Origin of the sequence: Nonomuraea sp. NPDC048901 (genome assembly GCF_040649695.1) — a bacterium.
Taxonomy (GTDB): domain Bacteria; phylum Actinomycetota; class Actinomycetes; order Streptosporangiales; family Streptosporangiaceae; genus Nonomuraea.
Genome location: NZ_JBEZFW010000026.1, coordinates 80,789 through 105,718, shown reverse-complemented (window position 1 = coordinate 105,718; position 24,930 = coordinate 80,789). Strand labels below are relative to the sequence as shown.

Sequence of the window (24,930 nt, the reverse complement as noted above, 5' to 3'; positions counted from 1 at the left end):
TTGGGGGCGAGATCAGTTGCCGAGCTTGGAGACCAGGTCGTTGGTCTCAGCGGCGATCTGGGTGCCGCCGTTGTCGTACCAGCGCTTGATCTCCGCCTTCAGCCCCGCCTCGTCGATCGCGCCGGAGATGAACTTGATCCGGGCGTCGGTGATGATCGGGTCGAGGGTCTGGCCCTTGGCGATGGTGGTGGGCGCCATGACCGGGAGCGCCGGGTTGTGCACGGCGGTCTTCAGGTCCTCCTCGGCCAGCTTGGTGCGCAGCGTGACCTGGTCCTGGTGCGGCTTGTCCGGGTACAGGTCCGGGTAGGCGCCGAGGCCGACGCTGGCGGTGGTGCCGAGCTGGATGAACGCCTTGTCCACGTCCTGCTGGATCTGCTTGACCTTGGGGTCGTCCTGGTTGACGCGGGCGGCGTAGCCGTCCTGGACCTTGAAGTTGCGGCCCTCGAGCCCGTTGCTCAGCAGGATCCCGCCCTCCTTGGAGGCCATCTTGTTCAGGACCGTCAGCACCTCGTCGAGTTGCTGCTCGGTCTGGACGCTCTGCCGCGGGATGGCGATGACGCCGTTGTAGCCGGTGAACGGGGAGGAGAACTTCTTGCCGTCCGAGCGCTTGAGGTTGCCGACCGTGAGGACCTTGTCGAAGTCGTTGGGGTCCTGCTCCTTGAGCAGGTCGAGGAGGTTGGTGCCGCGGACGTTGACATCGATGATGATGCCGCCCTTGCCCTGGATGAACGGGTCGTTCCACTTGGCCGAGTCGAGGGTCGCGTAGTCGGGGTTGACCAGCCCCTCGTCGACCATCTTCTTGACGAACTTGTTCGCCTCGACGAACTCGGGGGTGTCGAAGCCGGGGACGAGCTTGCCGCCCCGCTCACCCCAGCCGTTCGGGGCGCCGAACCAGGTCTCGATCACGTCGTACGGGCTGGAGCTGGCGTACTGCGGGGACGGCCACTTCGGGATGATCAGTCCGTAGGTGTCCTTCTTACCGTTGCCGTCGGGGTCCTTCTCCGTGAACGCCTTGGCGATGTCGTAGAGGTCGTCGACGGTCTCCGGCGTCTTCAGCCCGAGCTTTTCCATCCACTGCTTGTTGATCACGACCGCCGAGCGGAGCAGGGGGCGGATCCGGTAGAGACCGTAGATCTTGCCGTTGGTGGAGGAGTTCCGGACCGTCTGCGCGTCCCGGTTCTTCAGGTTCGGGAACTTGTCCAGCTTGTCGGTCAGGTCCCAGAACGCCCCAGCCTGGGCGGCGCGGACGAACGACGAGGTCTTGTCGCCCTGGATGACCATGATCTGCGGCATCTTGTCCGAGGCCAGCGTGACGTTGGTCTTGTCGTTGTAGTCGGCGTTGGGCACCCAGGTGATCTGGAGCTTCTTTCCGACGAGCTTTTCGACCGCCTGCTGCATCTCGCCCTTGGGGTCGGGGGCCGTGCCGAACAGCGGGACCATCATGGTCACCGTGCCGCTGTCGGCCTCACTGCCCCCACCGCCGCTGGAGCACGCGGACGCGAGTAGCGCCGCCGTCAGCGTTAGTGCACCGGCGACCAGCCGGCGACGAGATGCGCTCATGAGTTCCCTTTCGAATGCAGGCGCGCCTCGTTCTCCTCGAAGAAACGCAGGCAGAGCCACGTGTTGAGATAGATCCACGCACCGATGCTGATCACCGCGGTGAGAACGGGCGCCGCCGAGGTCACGAAGACGATGGTTGCGAGCGCGAACAGCAGCACCACTGACGAGGCCGGCCGGGTGAGCGCTAACAGCGACGCTTTGGGCAGGTAGGCCCACAGCGGTAGCTCATAGTGCGCGTACAGCGGCCCGAGATAGGTTCCCACCCCGGCCAGCGCCACCATCGCCACCAAGGTCGCGATCCGCAACGCTTCCGAGCCGGGCCCGAGAGCGGAGAAGTACAGGTAGTTGCCCACGAGAATGGTGCCGAGCACCGCCACCGGCAGGATCAGCAGCGAGGCGCGGACGAACTCCCGCCGGTAGACGGTCCAGAATTCCGGCCAAGCCTGAAACGATTCACCCTGGCTGTGCCGCCGGGCCAGCGTGTAGGCGGCGACGGTGGCGGGCCCGAGCCCGAGGATCACGCCACCCAGGAGGGTGAACACGATCCAGAGGAGGTTCAGCCGGGCCGCCCAGATGAGCTCTGAGCAGGCAGCTTGAATTCTGATCGACGTGGCGGGATGGTTCATCCGGCACCACCTTCTCGTGGCGTGTGCGCGGACACGGGGGTGGAGTGTTGCGCCGCCGTTCCTAGTCCGTTTCGTACGGGTGAACGGCGGTTGGTGCGAAATTAGTGTTGAATCGACTCAATGTCAATGACGTGAAACCCGCAGATTCGCATACTCCCCGATCATCGGGGCCATCTGCCGGAATCCGATCTTGCCGCCACGCAGCGCGGGACCACCCGTGCTCCCGTCGTCCGTCCAGCGGAACGAGACCACATCGTTGATCGAGAAGGTGATCTCGCCGTCCAGGACGTCCAGGCGCACGGCGTACGGCCCGACGGCGTCCAGCGCCGCGGGCAGCGGGTCGGCGCCCTGCGTGACCAGGTGAAACCCGTGGCTCTTACGCAGATTGCAGGTGTGCAGAGCGCGCTCCGACGGCCACATCCGCCGGAAATAGGACACGTGGTAGGCATCGATGTCGCCGTGGTGATATTGCTCGTACGGCCCGTTACGCGGCGCGAGGCCCGGATCGAACAGATCCTCACCACCCCGGCCGCGGGCATGGAAGAACATGATGCACAGCCCCGGCTCCCTGACCGGCCAGAAGTCCCATTCGATCCGTACGTCGGCGGGCAGGTCCTCGGGGCACCACAGCACCACGTTGGCCGCCTGCCCGTCAGCGGGCGGTCTGAGGCTCTCCAGCCGCATCCGCCCCATCGGGAACGTCGTCGCCCCGTCCCCCTCCAGCCGGAATCCCGCCAGGTCGTCGGGGCCGGCGAGTGGGTTGCGGTAGATCTCCGTCAAGGTGGGCTCCTGTGCGGGTCGTCGGGGCCGATCTCCATCAAGGTGGGCTCCTGTGCAGGTCGCTGGACTGCCGCACCACCAGGTCCGGCTGGAAGATGACCTGCCGATGCCGGTGCAGCTCGGGCTCCGCCACCTCCTCCAGCAGCAGGTCGATGGCCGTACGCCCGAGCAGCTCGCGCGGCTGGCCGACCGACGACAGGGGCACGGTCGCCGCCGCGGCGAAGTCGATGTCGTCGTAGCCGACGATCGCCATGTCATGCGGCACCCGCAGCCCATGCGCGGCCATGGCCTGCAGGAACCCCAGGGCGAGCAGGTCGTTGGCACAGAAGGCGGCCGTCGGCCGCTCCTCGACAGGCAGCGCCGCCACCCGCTCGCCCGCGATCCGCCCGTGGGCCACGCTCAGCGCGGGCATGAACCAAGCGATCAGCTCGACCCCGCCACCCGGCCCGCCGCCGGGCTCGACTCCCCCACCCGGCTCGGTGTCCCGCGCCTCGGAGACGGCGCTCGTGATCCCTAAATGCCGGTCCCCCACCTGCTTGATCGACCGCGGCCCGCCGACGAACAAAATCTTGCGATGGCCCCGCTCGATCAGATGAACTCCGGCGATGTGGCCGCCGAGCCGATCGTCGACCGCCACCGAGCACTGGAGCCCGGTGGCCGCGCTGTCGACGAGCACCACGGGCGTGCCCCTGGCGGCGAGCTCCGCCAGTCTCGGGCTGCTCGCGTCGACCGGCGTGATCAGTATGCCCATGACCCGCTGCTGTTCGAGCTGGTCGAGATGGCGCAGCTCACGGGCCGGGTCGGCGGCGCTGTTGCACAGCACCACCATGGTGTCGTGCTCGTCCGCCAGGGCGTCGGCACCCTGCGCGACGTCGGCGAAGAACGGGTTGGCCACGTCGAGCACGATCAGGCCGACCGTGCGGCTGCGGCCGACCCGCAGGTGGCGGGCCACCTCGTTGCGGACGAAACCCAGCTCGCGGATCGCGTCGAAGACGCGCTTACGCGTGGCGGGGGAGACGATCTCGGGGCGGTTGAGCACGTTGCTCACAGTGCCCACGGAGACGCGTGCCCGCTGCGCGACCTCCTTGATGTTCGTGGTCGACATTGATCCTCACGAGGCCGCTCCAACGTTGAACGCGGCTTATCATAGCCTTACTCATGATCTTTTTGAATCGACTCAAGACACCGATCTTCCGGCGAGCATACACTCACGGTCAGTGCTCCCCCGACGGGCGTTGCTCTCAGGGGTCACCGCTGACGATGTCGCCTACGATTCATCGCCCGTAGCGGGTGGGTCCACCACGCGAATGCGTACCGCGCGGAACAGCGCGGGCGTGTCCTTGAGTACGGCCAGCTTCGGGTCGGGGACGACGAGGAACGGCTCCGTCTCCAGTGCCAGCAGGCCGGCCAGACGCCGGTCGGCGCGCAGCGCGTCCACGGCCCGGCGATCGCCGCCGAGCACGACCGCGTCCAGCTCGCCCAGGCACGGCGACAGGACGCGCACCACGGTCTCGGCCGCCGCCTCGAAGGCCTGATCCGCCTGGTTCTGGCGGCGTCTGGCGAAGCGCTGCTGCGACCACCCGCCCGCCGCGGTACGCCCCTGGACAAGGCGAGACCCGACCTTGGACACCACCAGCCGCGACCCGTGGAACATGCCGGTCGCGTAGCCGCCCATCCGTACCAGGATCACCCCCACACGCCGATCGGCCCGCGCGTGGGTGACGAGCCTGGTCACGTACGGTGGCCCGAGCGGCAGGGGCGGGAAGGGCACGTGCAGCTCCGCCAGCGCCCCGTCGGCGGCCACCAGGCGCACGACCTCCTCGTCACCGGCGGCCTCGAACGGGCCGTGCCGGTCGGCGAAGCCGTCGATCCACGGGTGCACGCGCTCGGGCACCACGGACACCCATCGCCCGCCACCCTTCGCCGGTCGCGCACTCATGCCGGAAGGGTAACTGACCGGAGACCGCGCCCACGCTTCCCCTGGGGTCGGGAACTCAGGGAAAGATATAGGTGAATTCCATTTCAAACCCCTTCTGCCCACGGTGGCGCGCCCCGATCATCGCTACCGGGTTCGCGTCGGCAGTGCTCTGGCCGTCAGGCCGGGGGTGAAGCCGACCAGCCCGCGTAGCGGGGTAAGAACAGCTGATTCGCCGCCGGGCGGATCGGCGTCTCTTCGGCTCAGACTGGTCGGTTCTGCTGCTCGATGTATTGGCGCAGGATCGACATGGTGCACCACCGAGGGATCCGGCGAAGTAGGAGCCTGACCACAGCTTGACGGCCCGGTAGTAGTGGGCGGCCAGGTCGGGGAACTATTGCCGCGCCCGCCAGGGCGACACACATTTGAGGAGCTGTCGATCAGCCTAGACAAGGCGATCTTGGGTGGGAAGTTCACAAGGAGATGGACGTGGTCGTCATGGCCGTTGAACTATCGGAGTTCGGTTTCCGAAGTTGGCGCACACGGATCTCATAGCTCTTTCATCTGGACCAGCTGTGCGTAAGTGAACGCCTGGCGCCGGAACCTGCTGACGATAACCAGGCAGGCGTGTACCCCGGAAGCCATGTCTTTAGGTTGTCGTATCATCACTCTCGGTCATGGGTCGACGATATGATCAACGTGTGCAGCTCCGTTACAACTACCGCCTGGATCCGGCTCCCGCCCAGCGGATCGCGCTGGCGCGGGCGTTCGGGTGCGCGCGGGTGGTGTTCAACGACGCGCTCGCGCTGCGTCGGCGCGCCCACGCAGGGGCTGCCGTTCATCACGGGCGGAAGGGGCCGAAGGTCGGCCTACCCCGGTTCCGCTCTCGACGGGACAACCAGCAGGCCATCCGGTTCACCAGAAACGCCCGGTTCAAGATCACGGCAGGCGGCAAGCTGTTCCTGCCGAAGATCGGTGAAATCATGGTGCGCTGGTCACGCCGCCTGCCGTCCGATCCGTCCAGCGTGACGGTGATCAAGGATGCGGCGGGCCGGTACTTCGCCTCGTTCGTGGTCGTCGTCGCTGAACGGCCGTTGCCCCGTATCGAGGCTGAGACCGGTATCGATCTGGGGTTGGGGCATTTCGCGGTGCTGGCCGATGGCCGGAAGATCGACTCACCCCGGTTTCTGCGCCGGGCGGAGAAGAAACTCAAGCGCCTTCAAAAGGTGCTGTCGCGTAAGGAGAAGGGGTCGGCGAACCGGGCCAAGGCCCGGATGAAGGTCGCCAAGCAGCATGCAAAGGTCGCCGATGCGCGCCGGGAATTCCACCACCAGGCCTCGATGCGGATAGTTCGCGAGAACCAAGCGATCTATGTGGAGGACCTGGCGGTCAAGGGACTGGCCCGCACGCGGCTGGCCAAGAGCGTGCACGATGCGGGCTGGTCGGCGTTCGTAGGCATGCTGGAGTACAAGGCGAAACTCTACGGTCGCACCTTCGCCCGGATCGACCGGTTCCATCCCTCCTCCAAGCTCTGCTCGGCGTGCGAGAACCTGGCGCAGGTGATGCCGCTGAACGTGCGGGAATGGGCGTGCGCCTGTGGCGTGAGGCATGACCGGGATGTGAACGCCGCGATCAACATCTTGGCCGCCGGGAGGCGGCAGGTCGCCGCTGGACGGAAACCCGAACCTGAAATGGGCGGGAAGCGGAGACCCCAAACGCCAGGCAGGTAAGACCCCACACCCAGCGCGCAAGCGCCGGGCACGGGGCACGGCCGAAGAAGCAGGAAGCCACCGAAATGCTGCATGACACCATGCGGCACAGGCGGAATCCCCGGGATCCATTCCGGAGAGCGCGTCAAGTGTCTTCCCTGCTCACTCCCCCCGTAGTGGGCCTCGACACGGGAGCCGTGATCGTGCGCCCGGCAGTCATCGACGCGGCGGGCTACCTCCAAGCCGATTTACTGCCCATGGCGCTCGAGCTGCCCATGCGGATCGTGCTGGCGGGAGCGGACGTGCTGGCTCCGCTGCACGAGGCGATGCGAGGGTCGGGGCAGGCACCCGCGCGAGGCCATCGTGCTGCTTACAGGCCCGAGCGGGCCAGCCGACCGGCCGGTGCTGAAGAGGGCGCTCGACGGGCTGCGTACGATGCCGGAGGGCACCCCCACCGTGGCGGCCATGCAGGCGGCGGGCCGGGGCTCGGGCCGCGTCTACGACGGCCTCGTGGTGACCGACGAGCTGAACCGCTGCCTGGGCATCGTGCGGGTGTCGGACCTCATCCGGCACGTGGCCTGGGCAGGATGATCAATACAGGATAAAAGTAGTGGCATGGACTGGGCCCAGCCGTACGGACCGCTGATCGAGACCACCATGCGCGTGCTGACCTGGAACGTCTGGGGCGAGTACGGCCCGCACGCCGAACGGTCCGCGGGCATCGGCAAGCTCGTCGGCGACCTCGACCCCGACGTGATCACCATGCAGGAGTGGGCGGGCCAGGCTACGGGCCTCGGCTACCACGCGTACGTGGCCGCGACCGCCTCCCGGCGGCATCCGGCACTGGTGTGCGGCGACTTCAACGCGCCGCCGGACAGCGACGAGATGAGGATGCTGACCGGCAAGAGCGCGCCAGGCACGCCCGGTGTGGTGTTCTACGACGCCTGGGAGGTGGCCGGTCCCGGCGGTCACGGGCATACCTGGAGCAACGCCAACCAGTGGGCCCGGCCCGGCCTGTACCCGCCTCGCCGCATCGACTACGTGCTGAGCGCCTGGCCGCGGGCAGGCGGCGCGGGCCACCCGGTGCGCTGCGAGGTGGTGGGCGACGGGCCTGAGCCCGCCTCCGACCACTACGCGGTCCTGGCCGAGCTGCGTTATTAGAACCTCAGAGCCACCCTTGTGACTTGGCGCGCTGGACCGCCTCGATGCGGTTGCGGGCATGCGTCTTCTGGATGGCCGACGACAGGTAGTTGCGTACGGTGCCCTCCGACAGGTGCAGGTGCCGGGCGATGTCGCCGATGGTCGAGCCGTCCACCGCGGCGGCCAGCACGTCCCGTTCGCGCGCCGACAGCGGATTGGGCCCCGCGCTGAGCGCCGCCGCCGCCAGGCCCGGGTCGATGACGCGCTCCCCCGCGTGTACGCGCCTGATCGCCGCCGCCAGCTCCCGGGCCGGGCTGTCCTTGACCAGGAAGGCCACCGCCCCCGCCTCCATGGCGGTCCGTAGGTAACCGGGACGGCCGAACGTGGTCAGGATCATCACCCGGCAGCCGGGCACCTGTGAGGTGATCTTGGCGCTCGCGCTGAGGCCGTCCATGACGGGCATCTCGATGTCGAGCAGCGCGATGTCAGGGAGTTTCTGGACCGCGACGGCCACGGCCGCCTCGCCGTCGGCCGCCTCGCCGACGACCTCGATGTCGAGCTCCAGGCCGAGCAGCGACGCCAGGGCGCCGCGCACCATGGCCTGGTCCTCGGCCAGGATCACGCGGATCACGCCGCCGCTCCCCTGGGGACCAGCACCCGCAGCCGGAAGCCCGCCTTGGCCCCCGGGCCCACCTCGACGTTCCCGCCCGCTTCGCGCACCCGCTCGGTCAGCCCCTGTAAACCGCTGCCGAGCCGGAGCGGCTCATCGCCCTGCCCGTCGTCCATGATCTCCAGGATGGCGTGTTCGCCGTCGTACGTCACCTCGATCCGGCAGCTACTCGCCCGCGCGTGCCGTACGACGTTGGTGGTGCCCTCGCGTACCGCCCAGCCGAACAGGCCGTCGAGCAGGCCGGGCAGCGGCGTGCCCGAGACCCGCACCAGCGGCTCCACGCCCGCCGCCCGCAGCACGGCCCTGGCGTTGTCGAGCTCTTCCGGCAGGCTGCGCTGCCGGTAGCCGGTGACGGCCTCGCGCACCTCCGTCAGCGCCTTCCTGGCGACGGTCTCGATGTCCTGGATCTCCTGGAGCACCTTCGGGGAGTCCTCGGCCAGCCGCCCGGCCAGCTCGCTCTTGAGCACGATCAGCGACAGGCTGTGGCCGAGCAGGTCGTGCAGGTCGCGGGCGATGCGCAGCCGCTCGTCCGCCGCGGCGAGCCGGGCCACCTCGCCCTGCGCCTCGCGCAGCTGCACGGCCAGCAGCCTGGTGTTGCGTACGCCGATGAACAGCACGCCCAGCGTGACCACCTCCAGCCCCAGGATGAGGAGGGTGGTGCTGTCGGAATGGTGCAGCAGCCCGCTGCCGACGACGACCGCCAGCATTCCGGCGATGCCGAAGCCCGCCCGCCGGGGCGGGAGGATCATGGCGAAGAGCACCGTGGAGTAGATGGGCAGGGCCAGCCAGCCGCCGCCGAAGACGAACGCGCCGACCACCGCCTGCGCCGTGGTGAGGGCGAGCAACGGGTACGTCGACCGCGACCGCTCCGTCATGCTGCGCGGGCTCACGACGGTCGCCAGGTACGAGAGCACGAACGCGATCAGCGACAGCCACGCCCAGACGGCCATGGCCCCGTGGAACTCCCCGCTCAGGATCTCCGCCACCAGGAGGTACAGGTAGACCATTCCGAAGCAGATCCCATACAGCCGCCGGTAGCGGGACGAGGTCTCACCCGTCCCGCCGAAGGTAAACCGGTTGGTCCAGCTCATGCCCGAACAGTAGCCCGCCGGTAGGCGTAGGCGGCCGCGCCGCCGAGCACGATCCCCCACACCACCACGATCAGCGCGTCGGACATGGACACGCCGTGGCCCGCGATCACGTTCCAGCCGAGGCTGGCGTAGTGGTAGGACGGCATGAAGCCGGCGATGGTCCGCATCGTGCCGCCGATGGCGTCGATGGGAAACCAGAGGCCGCCGAGCAGCGACAGGGCGAACATACAGATCATCGCGGCGGGCTGGGCGGCGTCGGCGCTCAGCAGGGAGCCGATGAACAACCCGAGTGCGATGAACGGGATCGCCCCCACCCACAGCGACAGCAGCAGCGCCACCCACTGCCCGGCGGGCATCGACACGCCCTGCTGCAGCACGGCCGCCACGCTGACCAGCAGCAGGGACGGCAGCACAAGGACCATCGCGGCGCCGAGCTTGGTGACGATGATCGCCCAGCTCGGTAGCGGGGTGATCTGCAGCTGACGCAGCCAGCCGGACTGACGCTCCTGCGCCCAGGGCACGGCCGAGCTCATCATGGACGAGGCGAGCGCGCCGTAGGCGGCCATCGACACCAGCAGGTAGGTGCTCATCCGCACGCCGGCCGAGTCCGTCTGGGTGCCGTAGATGTTGGCGTTGATCAGGTAGAACACGACGGGGAACAGCACCACGAAGATGATGTACCGGCGGTTGCGCAGCATCCGCAGCGCCTCGGTCTTGGCGTAGTAGAGCATCAGGACTCCCTGGTGAGGGCGAGGAAGGCGTCCTCTAGGTCGGCGCCGGCGAGGTGGAGGCCGCGCACGTCGAGCGTGGTGCCCCGGTAGAGGCCGGCGAGGGTCGCGTCGGCGTCGGAGGTGCGCAGCGTGGCCGTGCCCGCGGCGATCTCGACCGCCGTGACGCCGGGCAGCAGGTCGAGCCCGGCCGCGGGCTGCTCGCCGAGGGTGAAGCGGATGACCTGCCCGCCGACGCCCGCCTTGATCTGCGCGGCGGTGCCGTCGGCGACCACCTTGCCCCTGGCGATGACGATCACCCGGTCGGAGTGCTCGTCGGCCTCCTCCAGGTAGTGCGTGGCGAACAGCACGGTCCGGCCACCCGCCGCGTACGCGCGCATGCTCTCCCAGAACCGCAGCCGGGACTCCACGTCCATGGCCGCGGTCGGCTCGTCCAGCAGCAGCGTCTTGGGCGCGCCCGCGATCGCCAGGGCGAACCTGACGCGCTGGGACTGGCCGCCCGACAGCTTGTTCGCGCGCCGCTTCACCAGGTCGGTGAGGTCGGCCAGCTTGAGGATCTCCGCCAGGTCCAGCGGCTGGGGGTACAGGTTGCGGACCAGGTCGATGAGCTCCTGGACCGTCAGCTCGGGGATGAGCTGGCCGCTCTGCAGCATGGCGCCCATCTGGCCGGCCGCGACGGCCTGGCGGGGAGTGCGGCCGTACACGCTGACCGTCCCCTTGGACGGCCGCAGCAGGCCGAGCAGCATGTTGATGGAGGTCGACTTGCCCGCGCCGTTGGGACCGAGCAGGGCCACGGTCTTGCCGGGCTCTATCTCCAGGGACACATCATCGACGGCAAGGACGTCCCCGTAGTCCTTGCTGACGTGGTCGAACACGATGGCGTTCATGACATCAACGCTAGGGCGGTGGATCTTGCCTGGTTAGTGCGTTACTTCCGGGGTTGACGGTGACATTTGTCAGGCGACGCGCCGCACCAGTCCCGTGTCGAGGCTGTAGTAGGCGCCGACCACGGTGGCCTTGCCGGATAACAGGGTGTCGGCCCTCAGCCCCGACACGGTCCGTACGATGTGCGCGCGCACCATCGCCTCCACCTCACCTCCCGAACCGGTGTAGACGGGTTCGAGGGCGGCGACGATGCTGGGCAACTCCCCCGGCAGCGTCTCCCGCTCGCGCAGCGCCCTGGACGCCGCGGTGACGGCGCCGCAGCGCTGGTGTCCCAGGACGACGACGAGGCTGGCGCGTAAGTCCTGCGGCCCGTACTGGACCGCCGCGGTGACGAGCCGGTCGACGGTGTGCGCCGCCGTACGGACGACGAGCAGATCGCCCAGCCCGGCGTCGAAGACGACCTCGGGCGGCACCCGCGAGTCGATGCACGACAGCACCACCGCGTAGGGAGACTGCCCCGCCGCGACCTGCCTCCTGCGGGCGGGATCCTGGCGGGGGCGGCGGGACGCGCCCGCCGCCCAACGCCGGTTGCCGCGCTGCAATGCCTCCCAGGCCTGCGAGGCGGCAGCGTCACAGAACGGGACATAACTACGAGCAAGCGTTTCGTCACCCACAGCTAGCTGATTCCCGGACAGGACATCACCTAGCGGACAGATCTCAGAGGCGGCAGGCGTAGATGTCGGTGGCCAGGATGGCCCTTGCCCCGATCTCCCAGAGCTGGTCCATCACCTGCTGGTGCCCGCGCCGCCGGACCATCACCCGGACGGCGACCCAGCCCTCGCGGTGCAGCGGCGAGACCGTGGGCCCCTCCATGCCGGGCGTGAGCGCGATGGCCTCCTCGATCCGCTCGGCGCGGATGTCGTAGTCCATCATCACGAAGTCGCGGGCGTGCACGACGCCCTGCAGGCGGCGCACGAGCTGCTCGATGCCGGTGTCCGCGCCGTTGCCCTGCTGCCTGATCAGCACGGCCTCGGAGCGCATGATCGGCTCGCCGAACACCTCCAGGCCGACGTTGCGCAGGGTGGTGCCGGTCTCCACGACGTCGGCGACCGCGTCGGCGACGCCCAGTCTGATGGCCGTCTCGACCGCGCCGTCGAGCTTGATGACGCGGGCGTCGACGCCGGACTCCGACAGGTATTTGCCGAGCACCCCGGCGTAGGAGGTGGCGATGCGCAGGCCGTCGAGGTCCTTGACCGACGTCATGGCACCCGCCCTGGCGGCCAGCCGGAAGGTGGAGCCGCCGAAGCCCAGGGGCATGATCTCCTCGACGGGGGCGCCGGAGTCGACGCGCATGTCCCGGCCGGTGATGCCGGCGTCGAGCGTGCCCTCGCCGACGTAGACCGCGATGTCGCGGGGGCGCAGGAAGAACAGCTCGCAACCGTTGTCCTCGTCGACGACGACGAGCTCCTTGCTGTCCTTGCGGGACCGGTAGCCGGCCTCCTTGAGCATGGTCTGGGCGGCCTCACTGAGCGCGCCCTTGTTGGGTACGGCCAGACGCAACATGTCCGTGGTGTCCTTGGTGTCTCGCGGGATGTTAGGTGTACGGGCTGACGGGCGCGGGCGCCCTAGAGATGCTTGTACACCTCGTCCAGCCCGATGCCCTTGGCGAGCATGAGCACCTGAACGTGGTAGAGCAGCTGGGAGATCTCCTCGGCGGCTCGGTCACTCGACTCGTGCTCGGCGGCCATCCAGCTCTCGGCGGCCTCCTCGACGACCTTCTTGCCGATGGCATGGACGCCGGCGTCGAGGGCGGCCACGGTGCCCGAACCCTCGGGTCGGGTGCGTGCCTTCTCTGACAGCTCGGCGAACAGCTCTTCGAAGGTCTTCATGATCTCTCTCGTCGGTCGGCTGGCATGCGTGACAAGCCTAGTCTGCGCGCACGGGTCACCAGGCCCCTGTCCGCCACCCGAGACGGCAAGTCCTTCCCGCCAACGGAAACCAGCCACGACCAACCGGCTCCTTCCCCTCCCCCGAAGGGGGTATCCCCCTCAAAGGACCCCGGCCACAACGGACCGTGCGATTTGACCTTGCCGTAGCGTCAACGTGTCCAATAGGCCCCATGAGGATCGGCGAGCTTGCCGCACTGGCCGGGGTGTCCACCCGGACCGTGCGCCACTACCACCACTTGAACCTTCTCCCCGAGCCAGAACGGCTGGCCAACGGGTACCGGGAGTACCTGTTGCGAGACGCCGTGGCCCTCACCCGCGTACGCAGGCTGGCCGAGCTGGGCATGTCCCTGGACGAGATCCGCGACGTCCTGGCCGACGACCAGGGCCGGGAGCTGCGGGAAGTGCTCCTGGAGCTGGACGCCGACCTGGCCCGGCAGCAGGAGACGATCGGCGTCAGACGGAACCGGCTGGCCGCGCTCCTGGCGGAGACGGACCTGCATCCCGACTCGACGGTGTCGCCGGAAATGGCGACGGTCCTGCGCGATCTCTCCGTCGAAGGCTCGAAGTTCGCCGAAATGGACCGGGAGCTGCTGGCTCTGATGGACACCGTGGCCGACCCCGCCGACCGGGCCGAGTTCATCGATCTGTTCCGCCCGCTCACCGAGCCCGAAGCGCTCGCACGGGGACACGCCCTCTACGCGCGGCTGGACGAGCTCGCCGACGCCGACCCCGGCGACCCCCGCGTCAGCACGCTCGCCGCCGACCTCGCCGCGCACTTTCCCGACGAGATGGCGACGGCGATGCTCGCGAACCTGGACTCGGCTCCCGAGCACATGCGCCCGGCCACCCCCGAGGACGCGGATGGCGGGCAGTGGCTGACGACGATGTACGGCGAGCTGTCCGCCGCCCAGGCCGAGGTGTTCCGGCTGGTCATGGTCATGCTGAAGGAGCGAGCGTGATGGTGCGGATCGCGCGGTCCGTGCTGTTCGCCATGCTGCCCATGGAGCTGCTGCTCGCGGTCCTGCTCGTGTCCGGCGTGCCGCTGCCCGGCCCGCTGGTCGCCGCGGCCGAGGCGGCCGTCGTCGCCGTGCTCGTGCTGGAGGCGGCGACCCTGTACCGGCTGTTCGGCGCCGAGCGCCGGGGCGGCGCGGACCGGCGGACGGCGTTGCGGGCGGCCTATGGCCGGCTGGTCCCCGATCAGGTGCGGCGGATCGTGGGGTTCGACGCGAAGGGCATGGTCAGCCTCGCCCTGTGGGTCGCGCGGCGCCGCCATGGCGTGCCGCATGGCGCCACCGCCCTCTCCTATTCCCGCGCGCAGACCTCCACGATGATGATCTTCCTGTTCGCGATGGTCATGGAGTTGATCGTCGCGGAGATCTTGCTGCGGGCGTTCGGCGCGCCGGTCGGCCTGCGCGCCGTGTTCCTCGTGGTGGACGCCTATACGGTCCTGGTCGTGCTCGCGGTCATCGCGGCCTGCGTCACCCGGCCCCACGTCGTCTCCGCCGACGAGGTACGCATCCGTTACGGCGCGTTCTTCGACCTGCGCGTCCCGCGCGAGCGGATCGCCCAGGTACGCCAGGTCCGCAACTTCAACGAGAACGGCACGATCAAGGTGGAGGTGAAGGGCGATCGGCTGGTCGTGGCGGTGGCCTCCCAGACCAACCTGATCCTCGATCTGACCGAACCGATCACCGCCATCCGCCCCCTCGGCCGCCACGCCGAGGCCAGGGTGATCCGCTTCTTCGCCGACGATCCCGGGGCCGCGATCCGCGCGCTGCGGCCCCGCCGGGAACACGTGCCCGACTCCTGAGCGGAAACGGCGCTGCCCGCCGTACCCCCGATGAAGGGGTACGGCGGGCAGCGCCGTGCGTTGATCAGCGTCGGCCACCGGCGTTCACCGGTGGCCCGCCGGGGTCAGCGGTCGAAGCGGCGGCCGGTGCCGCTGCGGAAACCGCCGTTGCCACGGTCGTCGGAGCGGTAGCCGCCACGCTCGTCCGAGCGGGCACCGCCGGAGCGGTAGCCGTCGCGCGGACGGTCGTCGGTGCGGGCGGGACGGTCGCGGTCGGCCGAGAACGGACGGCCACGGTCGCCACCGGCGGCGCGGGAGCCGCGGTCGTCGGAACGGAAGCCACCCTGACGGTCGTCCGAGCGGTAACCGCCCTGACGGTCGTTGGATCGGTAGCCGCCACCCTGACGGTCGTCCGAGCGCGGTCCGCTCTGACGGTCGTCGGAGCGGTAGCCGCCGCGCGGGGCGTCCGAGCGGGCCGGGCGGTCGTCGCCGCGGTAGCCGCCGCCACGCGGGCCACGGTCACCGCCGCGGTAGCCGCCCTGGCCGCGGTCGCCGCCCCGGTCCTCGCCGAAGGTGCGGGGCTCCTGCGAGCCGCCCTCGGCGTGCCGGCGCGGGTAGCGGTCGTCACCGTCGTGACGGCGGGGGCGCCGGTCGTCGCCTGAGGCGAAGGGACGCTGCCCGTCCTCGTGGCGGCGCGGACGGCGCTCGCCGTCGAACTCGCGGCGCGGACGGCGCCCGCGACGCTCGGAGCCACTGTGGCCGCCTTCGCGGCGGGGACGCAGCGGCTTGCGGACGTCGGGCTCCCAGACGGGGATGGGCTCGCCACTCGGGACGCGGGCGCCCGTCACCTCGGCCAGACGGGGGTGGCCCGGCTCGGCCTTGAGGCGGAACGGGTGGATCCCGGCCCGGCGGGTGAGCTGGTCGGTCGAACGGCGCTCGCTCGGCAGCACCAGGGTGACCACGGTGCCCTTCTCGCCGGCGCGGGCGGTGCGGCCGCCGCGGTGCAGGTAGCTCTTGTGGTCCTGCGGCGGGTCGACGTGCAGCACGAGGCTGATGTTGTCGACGTGGATGCCGCGCGCCGCGACGTCGGTGCAGACGAGCACGTTGACGGAGCCCTCACGGAACTCGGCCAGGATGCGGGTGCGCTGGTTCTGGCGCTTGCCGCCGTGCAGGCCGCCCGACTTGATGCCGACGCGGGCCAGCTGCTTGCACAGCCGGTCGACGCCGTGCTGGGTGCGGACGAAGATGATCGTACGGCCCTCGCGGTTGGCGATCTCCGCGGTGACGTCGAACTTGTCGTCGCGCGTCACCTGGATCACGTGGTGCTCCATGAGCTCGACCGGGGAGGTCGCGGGAGCCACCGAGTGCGTGATCGGGTCCTTGAGGAAGCGCCGCACCAGCTTGTCGACGTCGCCGTCGAGCGTGGCCGAGAACAGCAGCCGCTGCCCGTCGGCCGGAGTCTGCGCGAGCAGCTCGGTGACGACGGGGAAGAAGCCGAGGTCGCACATGTGGTCGGCCTCGTCGAGGACGCTGACCTCGATGTCGCCCAGCGAGCACTCGCCCTGCCGGATGAGGTCGCCCAGGCGGCCGGGGGTGGCGATGACGACGTCGACGCCGCGGCGCAGCGCCTCGATCTGCTTGCCCATCGACATGCCGCCGACGATGACCTTCATCCGCAGGCCGAGGCCCCGGCCGAGCGGCTCGAGAGCGTCGTGCACCTGGAGCGCGAGCTCACGGGTGGGGACGAGGATCATCGCGCGGGGGCGGCCCGGGGTGGGCCGGACGCCGGAGATGCGGGCCATGAGGGGCAGCCCGAAGGCGAGGGTCTTGCCGGAGCCGGTCTGGCCACGGCCGAGCACGTTGGCGCCGGTGAGGACGTCGGGGATGGTCGCGCTCTGAATCGGGAACGGGCTGGCAATGCCCTGCTTGGCCAGCCCGGTGACGAGCGGCTTGGGCAGGCCGAGCTCCTCGAACCCAGGACCCGCCTCCGGGGTGCTCTCGTCGAGCTCGGGCAGGACCTCGTTGAACTCGGGCAGGACAGCATCAAGCATGGTCACGAACTTCGTGCCTTTCAGTCGAAGTGGCGCGTCACTTCTGCGAAAAGGACGAGCCGGGACGTACGGCGGTGCCGTACTTCATTGCGAGGCGCAGGTGGTCGGCACCTGCTGGGTGGGGACTGGCCCGGAGGACAGGCCGTCTACGCGCACCCATTTGCCGGCCGCAGGCGGCGTTGAAACGCACATTGGTGCGCTAGGTGCACGTGTTGCCAACACGAGGAAGACACCATGTATTCCCCGACTTGTCTGAATTTCAGACTTTGGCAGGCTGAAGCGGCTGACACCGAGATGCCAGCCGTACAGCAACGATCAGACGTTGAAGCCTAGCATACGAAGTTGCTCGCGCCCTTCGTCAGTGATCTTGTCCGGTCCCCACGGCGGGAGCCAGACCCAATTGATCTTAACATCCGAAACCATGCCCTCGAGCGCGGAATGCGCCTGATCCTCGATGACATCGGTCAGCGGGCAGGCCGCGCTGGTCAGCGTCATGTCAATGGTGGCCACGGGCCGGCCGCCCTCGGCGGGGTCGAGATTGAGCCCGTAGATCAGGCCCAGGTCGACGACGTTGATGCCGAGTTCGGGGTCGACGACGTCCTTGAGCGCCTCCATGACCTCGTCGACGGTGGCCTCACCGTCGAACCCGGTCGGTGTCTCCACCGGCTTGCTCATCGCGCAGCACTCCTCACTACAGCGTCCTTGTAGGCCATCCACGACAGCAGCGCGCACTTGACGCGCGCCGGGAACTTGGCCACGCCCGCGAACGCCACCGCGTCGCCGAGCACGTCCTCGTCGGCCTCCACCTTGCCCCTGCCCTGCATGAGCCGGGTGAACTCGTCGACCACCGACAGCGTCTCCTCGACCGTCGAGCCGGTGGTCAGCTCGTGCAGCACGGAGGCGGCGGCCTGGCTGATCGAGCAGCCCTGCCCGTCGTAGGAGACGTCCTCGATCTTGCCGGCGTCGCCCAGCTTGACCCGGAGCGTGATCTCGTCGCCGCACGTGGGGTTCACGTGGTGAACCTCGGCGTCGTAGGGATCACGCAGCCCCCGCCCCTGCGGGTGCTTGTAGTGTTCCAGGATCAGTTCCTGGTACATCGACTCGCCGATCATGGCTATGCGAACACCTTCTGAACGTGATGGAGGCCGCGGACCAAGGCGTCGATCTCGTCCGTGGTGTTGTACAGATAGAACGACGCCCTGGTGGTCGCCGGTATTCCGAAACGCAGGTGCAGCGGTCGCGCGCAGTGGTGGCCGACCCGCACCGCGATGCCGAACTCGTCGTCGAGCAGCTGCCCGACGTCGTGCGGGTGGATGCCCTCCAGCGTGAACGACAGGGTGGCGCCCCGCTGGTCGAGCGAGTCGGGCCCGATCAGGCGCAGCGTGGGCACCTGGCGCAGCGCGTCGAGCGCGTAGGCCGTCAGGCCGCGCTCGTGCGCCTCGATGGCCTCCATGCCGACACCGGTCAGGTAGTCGACGGCCGCGCCGAGGCCGATGGCCTCGACGATCGGCGGCGTGCCCGCCTCGAACTTGTGCGGAACCGGCGCGTACGTCGAGTGGTCCATCCAGACGGCCTCGATCATCTCGCCGCCGCCCATGAACGGGGGCATGGCGTCGAGCAGCTCGGCCCGGCCCCAGAGGACGCCGATGCCCGAGGGGCCGACCATCTTGTGGCCGGTGAAGGCCACGAAGTCGGCGCCCAGCGCGGCCATGTCGACGGCGTGGTGCGGGACCGACTGGGAGGCGTCGAGCATCACCAGCGCGCCCACCTCGCGGGCCCGGCGCAGCACGTCGGCGACCGGGTTGATGGTGCCGAGCACGTTGGACTGGTGCGCGATCGACACGATCTTCGTGCGCTCGGTGATCAGTCCTGAAATATCCGAAATATCGAGGCGGCCGTCGTCCGTGACGCCGAACCACTTCAGGGTCGCCCCCGTACGCTGCACCAGGAACTGCCACGGCACGATGTTGGAGTGGTGCTCCATCTCGGAGATCACCACCTCGTCGCCGGGGCCGAGGGTGAAGCGGGGGTCGGTGTTGCCCGGGTTGCCGAAGGAGTAGGCGACCAGGTTGAGCGCCTCGGAGGCGTTCTTGGTGAAGATCACCTCGTCGCGCGACGGGGCGCCGATGAACCCGGCCACCTTGTCGCGCGCGCTCTCGTAGGCCTCGGTCGACTCCGCGCCGAGCGCGTGCATGGCCCGCCCGACGTTGCTGTAGTGCATCGCCAGGTGCTCACGGATGGTCTCGACGACCGCCGTGGGCTTCTGTGAGGAGTTGCCCGAGTCGAGGTAGACGAGCGGACGCCCGCCGGGCAGCTCGCGGGAGAGAACCGGGAAGTCCTTCCTGATCCTCTCCACGTCCAAGCTGGTGGAAGTCATGCAAGCGCCTTCGTGTACTGCTCGTAGCCTTCGGCCTCGAGCTTGTCGGCCAGCTCCGGCCCGCCCTCCTCCACGATCTTGCCGCCGGCGAAGACGTGGACGAAGTCGGGCTTCACGTACCGCAGGATGCGGGTGTAGTGCGTGATCAGCAGGATGCCCGTGTCGCCCGCGGCGCGGAAGCGGTTGATGCCCTCCGACACCACGCGCAGCGCGTCGACGTCGAGGCCGGAGTCGGTCTCGTCGAGCACCGCGATCTTCGGCTGGAGCAGCTCCAGCTGGAGGATCTCGTGGCGCTTCTTCTCGCCGCCGGAGAAGCCCTCGTTGAGGTTGCGCTGGGCGAACTCGGCGTCGATGGCCAGCGCGTCCATGCCGGTCTTGAGGTCCTTGGCGAACTGGCGCAGCTTGGGCGCCTCGCCGCGGACCGCGGTGACCGCGGAGCGCAGGAAGTTGGAGACCGACACGCCGGGCACCTCGACCGGGTACTGCATGGCGAGGAACAGGCCGGCGCGGGCCCGCTCGTCGACGGTCAGCTCCAGCAGGTCGACGCCGTCGAGCAGCACCTCACCGCCGGTGATGGTGTATTTCGGGTGACCGGCGATGGCGTAGGCGAGCGTGGACTTGCCCGAGCCGTTCGGCCCCATCACGGCGTGGGTCTTGCCCGACTGCACGGTGAGGTTGACGCCGCGCAGGATTTCCTTGTCCTCGACGGCGACCTTCAGGTCACGGATCTCAAGGGTGGACATGTGTTTATGACTCCTTCGAGAGCGAGACGAGGACGTCGTCGCCGTCGATCTGGACTGTGTAGACGTTCACGGGTCGGATGGCGGGCGGGCCGGTGGGCTTGCCCGAGCGGATGTCGAAGCACGAGCCGTGCAGCCAGCACTCGAGTGTGCCGTCGTAGACCTCACCCTCGCTGAGCTTCACCTCGGCGTGGGAGCAGACGTCGTGCAGGGCGAACACCTCGCCGCCCTTGCGGACGAGCGCGACCGGGGTCTCCCCGACCTCGAGGCCCAGGACCCCGCCGTCGGGGATGTCCTCGACCTTGCACACCTTCTCGAAACTCATCGGGCGAGCTCCGCCTCCACCGCGTTCATGACGCGGTCACGGATCTCCGCCACCTGGATCTTCTCGATGAGCTGGCCGAGGAAGCCCCGGATGACCAGGCGACGGGCCTCGTCGAAGGGGATGCCGCGGGCCTGCAGGTAGAAGATGTGCTCGTCGTCGAGGCGCCCGGAGGCGCTGGCGTGGCCGGCGCCGGCCACCTCGCCGGTGAGGATCTCCAGGTTGGGCACCGAGTCGGCGCGGGCGCCGTCGGTGAGGATCAGGTTGCGGTTGAGCTCATAGGTGTCGGTGCCCTCGGCCTCGACCCTGATGATCACGTCGCCGATCCACACGGCGTGCGCGTCCTCACCCTGCAGGGCGCCGCGGTAGTCGACGTTGCTCTTGCAGTGGGGCTGCGAGTGGTCGACCAGGAGGCGGTGCTCCAGGTGCTGGCCCGCGTCGACGAAGTAGACGCCGGACAGGTCGGCGTCGCCGCCGGGGCCGGTGTAGGACACGCTCGGCGACAGGCGCACCAGGTCGCCGCCCAGGGTCACCGCGAAGCCCCTGAACGTGGCGTCCTTGGCGAGCTGGGCGTGGTGGTGGGAGACGTGTACGGCGTCGTCGTCCCAGTCCTGCAGGCTGACGACCTTGAGCGTGGCGCCGTCGCCGACGACGAACTCGATGTTGTCGGCGTAGACCGCGCTGCCCTGGTGCTCGATGACGACCACGGCCTCGGCCAGCGGTTCGACCACGACCACGATGTGGCCGTAGGTGGCCCCGTCGTTGCCGCCGCCGCGCACCTCGATGCGGATGTGCTCGGCGGGCACGGCCTCCTTGGGCACGGTCACGACCAGCGCCTTCTCGAAGGCGTTGTAGGCCTGCGCGCTGACCCGGTCGGCCGGCACGTACGCCTTGCCGATGCGCGCGTCCTCACGCCCGACCCACTCGGCGGTGACGCCCGCCGGGGTGTAGGCCTGGGTGAGCACCCGCCCGGTGATCTCCGCCTTGCCGCTGTGCAGGCCCTTCAGGCGGGACAGCGGCGTGAAGCGCCACGCCTCTTCGCGCCCCGTAGGGACCTCGAAGTCGTCCAGGTCGTAGGACGCCTTCTCGTGCAGGGTCGACAAGGGCTTCTCGGTCAGGCCCATCAGCCGACGGCTCCTTCCATCTGCAGCTCGATGAGGCGGTTGAGCTCGAGGGCGTACTCCATGGGGAGCTCGCGGGCGATCGGCTCGACGAAGCCGCGCACGATCATCGCCATCGCCTCGTCCTCGTTGAGACCGCGGCTCATGAGGTAGAACAGCTGGTCCTCGCTCACCTTGGAGACCGTGGCCTCGTGACCCATCGAGACGTCGTCCTCGCGGACGTCGACGTAGGGGTAGGTGTCGGAGCGGCTGATCTGGTCGACCAGGAGCGCGTCGCACTTGACCGTGCTGGCGCTGCCGTGGGCGCCCTCCTCGATCTGCACGAGACCGCGGTAGGAGGTGCGGCCGCCGCCGCGCGCCACCGACTTGGAGATCACGGTGGAGCTCGTGTGCGGAGCCAGGTGCACCATCTTGGACCCGGCGTCCTGGTGCTGGCCCTCGCCCGCGAAGGCGACGCTCAGCGTCTCACCCTTGGCGTGCTCGCCCATCAGGTAGACGGCCGGGTACTTCATGGTGACCTTGGAGCCGATGTTGCCGTCGATCCACTCCATGGTCGCGCCCTCGTAGGCGACGGCGCGCTTGGTGACCAGGTTGTAGACGTTGTTGGACCAGTTTTGAATGGTCGTGTAACGGCAGCGGGCGTTCTTCTTCACGACGATCTCGACGACCGCGGAGTGCAGCGAGTCGGAGGAGTAGATCGGCGCGGTGCAGCCCTCGACGTAGTGGACGTAGCTGCCCTCGTCGACGATGATCAGGGTCCGCTCGAACTGGCCCATGTTCTCGGTGTTGATCCGGAAGTAGGCCTGCAGCGGGATCTCGACCTCGACGTTCGGCGGCACGTAGATGAACGAGCCACCGGACCACACGGAGCTGTTGAGGGCGGCGAACTTGTTGTCGCCCACCGGGATGACCGAGCCGAAGTACTCCTTGAAGAGCTCCTCGTGCTCCCTCAGGCCCGTGTCGGTGTCGACGAAGATGACGCCCTTCTCCTCGAGGTCCTCACGGATCTTGTGATAGACGACCTCGGATTCGTACTGGGCGGCGACACCGGCGATGAGGCGCTGCTTCTCCGCCTCGGGGATGCCGAGCTTGTCGTAGGTGTTCTTGATGTCGTCGGGCAGCTCGTCCCAGGAAGCGGCCTGCTTCTCGGTCGAGCGCACGAAGTATTTGATGTTGTCGAAGTCGATGCCCGTGAGGTCGGAGCCCCAGGTGGGCAGGGGCTTCTTGCCGAACAGGCGGAGGCCCTTCAGGCGAAGGTCGAGCATCCACTCCGGCTCGTTCTTGAGCGCGGAGATGTTGCGGACGACCTCCTCGGACAGGCCACGCTTGGCCACCGCCCCTGCGGCATCCGAGTCGGACCAGCCGAACTTGTAATTCCCGAGGCCTTCCAGCTCCGGGCGGTCGGTGACAGTCACCTTCCGGTCTCCTTGCTTTTGTCGCTATGGGTGGCCCTGCTCGTCGCAAGACCCAGCGCGTGCGGGCTCACATGTGTGGTGCAGACCCCGTCGCCGTGCGCGATCGTGGCCAGGCGCTGCACGGGGGTGCCGAGCAGCTGCGCGAACGCCTCGGTCTCGGCCTCACACAGCTGCGGGAACTCCGCGGCCACGTGCGCCACCGGGCAGTGGTGCTGGCAGAGCTGGTCGCCGCCCAGATTGGCCTTGGTGGCCGAGGCGGCGTATCCATCCGCCGACAGCGCCTGCGCCAGCACTTGTACGCGCTGGTCGGCCGGCACCGTCCGCATGACCGGCTCCAGGCGCCGCAGCAGGCTGGACACCTGCGAACGGGCGAAGTCGGTCACGGCTTCCTCACCCACGCGCTCGGCCAGAAAACGCAGCGCGCTGCCGGCCAGGTCGTCGTAGGCGTGCTCGAAAGCACTGCGCCCCGCGTCGGTGATGGCGAACAGCTTGGCCGGCCGCCCTCTCCCGCGCTGCCCGTGCGGACGCACGGTGCGAGGCTCGATCATCCCGTCGGCCAGCAACGCGTCGAGATGACGGCGGACGGCGGCGGGCGTGAGCCCGAGCCGCTCGCCCAGCGCGGCAGCCGCGACGGGACCGTGCTCAAGGATCAGCCGAGCCACACGGGCGCGGGTGCCGCGCTCGTGTCCGGGCTCGATCGACGTGGGCACGTTTTTCACAACATCAGTGTGCCGTAATTCCTTCCCGATTCACAAATGGATCCAGGAAGACGGAGGAATGGAATTTCTCACGCAGGGTAGGCTTACCTAACTCTGCCGATGACCAGGAACGACACGGCCGAGCAGGCGATGAGCCCCAGCATCACCGACGCCATCGGCACCGCCGTACCCGATCCCACCAGCCCGACCAGCGGCGCGGCCAGGGCGCCCAGCGCGAACTGGAGCACGCCGAGCAGGGCGGATGCGCTGCCCGCGATCTGCTGCGGCTGGCTGGCCAGGGCCAGCGCGCCGGTGCCGGGAAGCACCAGGCCCTGGCCGCACATGATGACGAACAGCCCGGCGACGATGCCCGCCAGCCCCATGCCGATCATGGCCGCGGCCAGCAGCAGCGCCGCGCCGGTCAGGCCCACGCACAGGCCGATGGCCACCAGCCGGGCCGGCGGCACCCGCCCCGAGAGCCGCCCGCCGACCTGGGCCATGAGGGTCAGGCCGAGCGCGTTGAGCCCGAAGATGAGCGAATACTGCTGCGGTGTGGCGTGGTAGACCTCCTGCAGCACGAACGGTGAGCCGGAGATGTAGCCGAACATGGCGGCGAAGGCCAGCCCGGCGGTCAGCGCGCCGCCCATGAATGAGCGGTCGCGCAGCAGCTGCCAGAAGGTGCGCACGGTGTGGCCGAGCCCGCCGCTCTCCCGCTCGTAGGCGGGCAGCGTCTCACGCACCCCGCCGAGTACGGCCACGAGCAGCACGATCCCGGCCAGGCTCAGCGCGACGAACACCCCGCGCCAGGAGGTGAAGCCGAGCAGCTGCGCGCCCGCGATCGGGGCGAGGATCGGCGCGAGGCCGCTGACGAGCATGAGGGTGGCGAAGATGCGGGCGATGGCGGCGCCGTCGTACAGGTCGCGGACGACGGCGCGGACGATGACCAGGGCCGCGCCGCCGAGAATGCCCTGCAGCAGGCGGAACACGATGAGCACCGGCACCGAGGGGGCGAAGGCGCACAGCAGCGAGGCGAGGGTGTAGCCGGCCACGCCCACGATCAGCGGCAGCCGGCGGCCGCGTACGTCGCTCACCGGCCCGGCGACCACCTGGCCGACGGAGACGCCGATGAGGCAGGCGGTCAGGGTCAGCTGTACCTGGGCGGGCGTGCTGACCAGCTCGCCGGTGATGGCGGGCAGCGCGGGCAGGTACATGTCGATCGAGAGCGGGCCGATGGCCGACAGCGCTCCGAGGATGATTAACAGCAGTCCGCGGCGGTTCCCCTTGACGACAGGTGACGTGAGTGGCGTGGCTTCTGCCACGGACATGCGTGAACCCCTCTCCCTCGCAGGCGTGTGGCCCACGAG

Annotated in this window: 27 protein-coding genes; 5 read left to right on the top strand and 22 right to left on the bottom strand. The window is 69.0% G+C overall.

Features of this window, described 5'->3' with window-relative positions; genetic code table 11:
• Positions 1-12: 12 nt before the first annotated feature.
• The 5 genes from AB0C30_RS52105 to AB0C30_RS52085 form a co-directional block, all read right to left on the bottom strand.
• Positions 13-1,560: an extracellular solute-binding protein gene (locus AB0C30_RS52105; RefSeq protein WP_357958495.1), complete on the bottom strand. Its 1,548-nt coding sequence runs from the start codon at positions 1,558-1,560 to the stop codon at positions 13-15.
• Positions 1,557-2,186: a DUF624 domain-containing protein gene (locus AB0C30_RS52100; protein ID WP_225291350.1), complete on the bottom strand. Its 630-nt coding sequence runs from the start codon at positions 2,184-2,186 to the stop codon at positions 1,557-1,559. Before AB0C30_RS52100 ends, AB0C30_RS52105 begins: the two co-directional genes overlap by 4 nt.
• Before the next feature lie 123 nt (positions 2,187-2,309).
• Positions 2,310-2,966, bottom strand: a complete 657-nt coding sequence (locus tag AB0C30_RS52095) for a DUF1961 family protein (protein WP_357958491.1) — start codon at positions 2,964-2,966, stop codon at positions 2,310-2,312.
• A gap of 37 nt (positions 2,967-3,003) precedes the next feature.
• Positions 3,004-4,071 (bottom strand): LacI family DNA-binding transcriptional regulator, encoded by a 1,068-nt coding sequence (locus AB0C30_RS52090; protein WP_357958489.1) that lies wholly within the window; start codon positions 4,069-4,071, stop codon positions 3,004-3,006.
• A gap of 162 nt (positions 4,072-4,233) precedes the next feature.
• The gene (locus AB0C30_RS52085) at positions 4,234-4,905 is read right to left on the bottom strand and encodes an acVLRF1 family peptidyl-tRNA hydrolase (protein ID WP_357958486.1); all 672 of its coding nucleotides are present in this window, start codon (positions 4,903-4,905) and stop codon (positions 4,234-4,236) included.
• Between the two features lie 677 nt (positions 4,906-5,582).
• Here AB0C30_RS52085 and AB0C30_RS52080 point away from each other — a divergent pair.
• From AB0C30_RS52080 to AB0C30_RS52070, 3 genes are all read left to right on the top strand, one after another.
• The gene (locus AB0C30_RS52080; protein ID WP_357958483.1) at positions 5,583-6,611 is read left to right on the top strand and encodes a transposase; all 1,029 of its coding nucleotides are present in this window, start codon (positions 5,583-5,585) and stop codon (positions 6,609-6,611) included.
• 342 nt (positions 6,612-6,953) lie between these two features.
• A complete protein-coding gene (locus AB0C30_RS52075; protein WP_357958481.1) occupies positions 6,954-7,181 on the top strand; it encodes a hypothetical protein in 228 nt (75 codons plus the stop codon).
• A gap of 24 nt (positions 7,182-7,205) precedes the next feature.
• Positions 7,206-7,751 (top strand): endonuclease/exonuclease/phosphatase family protein, encoded by a 546-nt coding sequence (locus tag AB0C30_RS52070; RefSeq protein ID WP_357958477.1) that lies wholly within the window; start codon positions 7,206-7,208, stop codon positions 7,749-7,751.
• A 4-nt stretch (positions 7,752-7,755) separates the two neighbouring features.
• Here the strand turns inward: AB0C30_RS52070 and AB0C30_RS52065 are convergent, their stop codons facing one another.
• The 7 genes from AB0C30_RS52065 to AB0C30_RS52035 form a co-directional block, all read right to left on the bottom strand.
• Positions 7,756-8,361 carry a response regulator transcription factor gene (locus tag AB0C30_RS52065; RefSeq protein WP_357958474.1) on the bottom strand — a complete coding sequence of 202 codons (606 nt, stop codon included), beginning with the start codon at positions 8,359-8,361 and terminating at the stop codon, positions 7,756-7,758.
• Positions 8,358-9,491: a sensor histidine kinase gene (locus AB0C30_RS52060; RefSeq protein WP_357958472.1), complete on the bottom strand. Its 1,134-nt coding sequence runs from the start codon at positions 9,489-9,491 to the stop codon at positions 8,358-8,360. The genes AB0C30_RS52065 and AB0C30_RS52060 overlap by 4 nt, the downstream gene beginning before the upstream one ends.
• Entirely contained in the window at positions 9,488-10,222 is a 735-nt protein-coding gene (locus AB0C30_RS52055; protein WP_225291357.1) for an ABC transporter permease, read from the bottom strand. Before AB0C30_RS52055 ends, AB0C30_RS52060 begins: the two co-directional genes overlap by 4 nt.
• Complete coding sequence (locus AB0C30_RS52050) at positions 10,222-11,106, bottom strand: ABC transporter ATP-binding protein (protein WP_357958469.1); 885 nt, start codon at positions 11,104-11,106, stop codon at positions 10,222-10,224. Before AB0C30_RS52050 ends, AB0C30_RS52055 begins: the two co-directional genes overlap by 1 nt.
• Before the next feature lie 69 nt (positions 11,107-11,175).
• Positions 11,176-11,778, bottom strand: a complete 603-nt coding sequence (locus AB0C30_RS52045) for a carbonic anhydrase (protein WP_357958466.1) — start codon at positions 11,776-11,778, stop codon at positions 11,176-11,178.
• A 43-nt stretch (positions 11,779-11,821) separates the two neighbouring features.
• Positions 11,822-12,667 carry an ATP phosphoribosyltransferase gene (gene hisG / locus AB0C30_RS52040; RefSeq protein ID WP_357958463.1) on the bottom strand — a complete coding sequence of 282 codons (846 nt, stop codon included), beginning with the start codon at positions 12,665-12,667 and terminating at the stop codon, positions 11,822-11,824.
• Between the two features lie 62 nt (positions 12,668-12,729).
• Positions 12,730-12,993, bottom strand: a complete 264-nt coding sequence (locus AB0C30_RS52035) for a phosphoribosyl-ATP diphosphatase (RefSeq protein WP_357958461.1) — start codon at positions 12,991-12,993, stop codon at positions 12,730-12,732.
• 230 nt (positions 12,994-13,223) lie between these two features.
• Between AB0C30_RS52035 and AB0C30_RS52030 the strand changes: the two genes are divergently transcribed.
• Complete coding sequence (locus tag AB0C30_RS52030) at positions 13,224-14,012, top strand: MerR family transcriptional regulator (RefSeq protein WP_357958459.1); 789 nt, start codon at positions 13,224-13,226, stop codon at positions 14,010-14,012.
• Positions 14,012-14,863 (top strand): hypothetical protein, encoded by an 852-nt coding sequence (locus AB0C30_RS52025; protein WP_357958581.1) that lies wholly within the window; start codon positions 14,012-14,014, stop codon positions 14,861-14,863. Before AB0C30_RS52030 ends, AB0C30_RS52025 begins: the two co-directional genes overlap by 1 nt.
• A gap of 104 nt (positions 14,864-14,967) precedes the next feature.
• Here AB0C30_RS52025 and AB0C30_RS52020 read toward each other — a convergent pair whose 3' ends face one another.
• The 10 genes from AB0C30_RS52020 to AB0C30_RS51975 all read right to left on the bottom strand — a co-directional run bounded on the left by AB0C30_RS52020 (position 14,968) and on the right by AB0C30_RS51975 (position 24,891).
• The gene (locus AB0C30_RS52020) at positions 14,968-16,893 is read right to left on the bottom strand and encodes a DEAD/DEAH box helicase (protein WP_357958457.1); all 1,926 of its coding nucleotides are present in this window, start codon (positions 16,891-16,893) and stop codon (positions 14,968-14,970) included.
• A 315-nt stretch (positions 16,894-17,208) separates the two neighbouring features.
• On the bottom strand, positions 17,209-17,568 hold the full coding sequence (locus tag AB0C30_RS52015; protein WP_214636283.1) for a metal-sulfur cluster assembly factor: 360 nt from the start codon (positions 17,566-17,568) through the stop codon (positions 17,209-17,211).
• Entirely contained in the window at positions 17,565-18,005 is a 441-nt protein-coding gene (gene sufU / locus AB0C30_RS52010; RefSeq protein WP_225291366.1) for a Fe-S cluster assembly sulfur transfer protein SufU, read from the bottom strand. Before sufU ends, AB0C30_RS52015 begins: the two co-directional genes overlap by 4 nt.
• Before the next feature lie 2 nt (positions 18,006-18,007).
• A complete protein-coding gene (locus tag AB0C30_RS52005; protein WP_357958455.1) occupies positions 18,008-19,270 on the bottom strand; it encodes a cysteine desulfurase in 1,263 nt (420 codons plus the stop codon).
• Entirely contained in the window at positions 19,267-20,013 is a 747-nt protein-coding gene (gene sufC / locus AB0C30_RS52000; RefSeq protein WP_357958453.1) for a Fe-S cluster assembly ATPase SufC, read from the bottom strand. The genes AB0C30_RS52005 and sufC overlap by 4 nt, the downstream gene beginning before the upstream one ends.
• Positions 20,014-20,017: 4 nt before the next feature.
• Positions 20,018-20,335 carry a non-heme iron oxygenase ferredoxin subunit gene (locus tag AB0C30_RS51995; RefSeq protein ID WP_225291368.1) on the bottom strand — a complete coding sequence of 106 codons (318 nt, stop codon included), beginning with the start codon at positions 20,333-20,335 and terminating at the stop codon, positions 20,018-20,020.
• A complete protein-coding gene (sufD, locus tag AB0C30_RS51990; RefSeq protein WP_357958451.1) occupies positions 20,332-21,456 on the bottom strand; it encodes a Fe-S cluster assembly protein SufD in 1,125 nt (374 codons plus the stop codon). Before sufD ends, AB0C30_RS51995 begins: the two co-directional genes overlap by 4 nt.
• Entirely contained in the window at positions 21,456-22,868 is a 1,413-nt protein-coding gene (gene sufB, locus AB0C30_RS51985) for a Fe-S cluster assembly protein SufB (protein ID WP_357958449.1), read from the bottom strand. Before sufB ends, sufD begins: the two co-directional genes overlap by 1 nt.
• Positions 22,865-23,578, bottom strand: coding sequence for a metalloregulator ArsR/SmtB family transcription factor (locus AB0C30_RS51980; RefSeq protein ID WP_225291448.1), 714 nt, complete (start codon positions 23,576-23,578; stop codon positions 22,865-22,867). The genes sufB and AB0C30_RS51980 overlap by 4 nt, the downstream gene beginning before the upstream one ends.
• A gap of 92 nt (positions 23,579-23,670) precedes the next feature.
• Positions 23,671-24,891 carry a multidrug effflux MFS transporter gene (locus tag AB0C30_RS51975; protein ID WP_357958447.1) on the bottom strand — a complete coding sequence of 407 codons (1,221 nt, stop codon included), beginning with the start codon at positions 24,889-24,891 and terminating at the stop codon, positions 23,671-23,673.
• Positions 24,892-24,930 lie beyond the last annotated feature (39 nt).

Excerpts from the sequence above, each read along its gene's own strand:
- AB0C30_RS52105 (WP_357958495.1), bottom strand. The coding sequence starts at position 1,560 with ATGAGCGCATCTCGTCGCCGGCTGGTCGCCGGTGCACTAACGCTGACG.
- AB0C30_RS52100 (WP_225291350.1), bottom strand. The coding sequence starts at position 2,186 with ATGAACCATCCCGCCACGTCGATCAGAATTCAAGCTGCCTGCTCAGAG.
- AB0C30_RS52090 (WP_357958489.1), bottom strand. The coding sequence starts at position 4,071 with ATGTCGACCACGAACATCAAGGAGGTCGCGCAGCGGGCACGCGTCTCC.
- AB0C30_RS52085 (WP_357958486.1), bottom strand. The coding sequence starts at position 4,905 with ATGAGTGCGCGACCGGCGAAGGGTGGCGGGCGATGGGTGTCCGTGGTG.
- AB0C30_RS52070 (WP_357958477.1), top strand. The coding sequence starts at position 7,206 with ATGGACTGGGCCCAGCCGTACGGACCGCTGATCGAGACCACCATGCGC.
- AB0C30_RS52060 (WP_357958472.1), bottom strand. The coding sequence starts at position 9,491 with ATGAGCTGGACCAACCGGTTTACCTTCGGCGGGACGGGTGAGACCTCG.
- AB0C30_RS52055 (WP_225291357.1), bottom strand. The coding sequence starts at position 10,222 with ATGCTCTACTACGCCAAGACCGAGGCGCTGCGGATGCTGCGCAACCGC.
- AB0C30_RS52050 (WP_357958469.1), bottom strand. The coding sequence starts at position 11,106 with ATGAACGCCATCGTGTTCGACCACGTCAGCAAGGACTACGGGGACGTC.
- hisG (WP_357958463.1), bottom strand. The coding sequence starts at position 12,667 with ATGTTGCGTCTGGCCGTACCCAACAAGGGCGCGCTCAGTGAGGCCGCC.
- AB0C30_RS52035 (WP_357958461.1), bottom strand. The coding sequence starts at position 12,993 with ATGAAGACCTTCGAAGAGCTGTTCGCCGAGCTGTCAGAGAAGGCACGC.
- AB0C30_RS52030 (WP_357958459.1), top strand. The coding sequence starts at position 13,224 with ATGAGGATCGGCGAGCTTGCCGCACTGGCCGGGGTGTCCACCCGGACC.
- AB0C30_RS52025 (WP_357958581.1), top strand. The coding sequence starts at position 14,012 with ATGGTGCGGATCGCGCGGTCCGTGCTGTTCGCCATGCTGCCCATGGAG.
- AB0C30_RS52020 (WP_357958457.1), bottom strand. The coding sequence starts at position 16,893 with ATGCTTGATGCTGTCCTGCCCGAGTTCAACGAGGTCCTGCCCGAGCTC.
- AB0C30_RS52015 (WP_214636283.1), bottom strand. The coding sequence starts at position 17,568 with ATGAGCAAGCCGGTGGAGACACCGACCGGGTTCGACGGTGAGGCCACC.
- sufU (WP_225291366.1), bottom strand. The coding sequence starts at position 18,005 with ATGATCGGCGAGTCGATGTACCAGGAACTGATCCTGGAACACTACAAG.
- AB0C30_RS52005 (WP_357958455.1), bottom strand. The coding sequence starts at position 19,270 with ATGACTTCCACCAGCTTGGACGTGGAGAGGATCAGGAAGGACTTCCCG.
- sufC (WP_357958453.1), bottom strand. The coding sequence starts at position 20,013 with ATGTCCACCCTTGAGATCCGTGACCTGAAGGTCGCCGTCGAGGACAAG.
- AB0C30_RS51995 (WP_225291368.1), bottom strand. The coding sequence starts at position 20,335 with ATGAGTTTCGAGAAGGTGTGCAAGGTCGAGGACATCCCCGACGGCGGG.
- sufD (WP_357958451.1), bottom strand. The coding sequence starts at position 21,456 with ATGGGCCTGACCGAGAAGCCCTTGTCGACCCTGCACGAGAAGGCGTCC.
- AB0C30_RS51975 (WP_357958447.1), bottom strand. The coding sequence starts at position 24,891 with ATGTCCGTGGCAGAAGCCACGCCACTCACGTCACCTGTCGTCAAGGGG.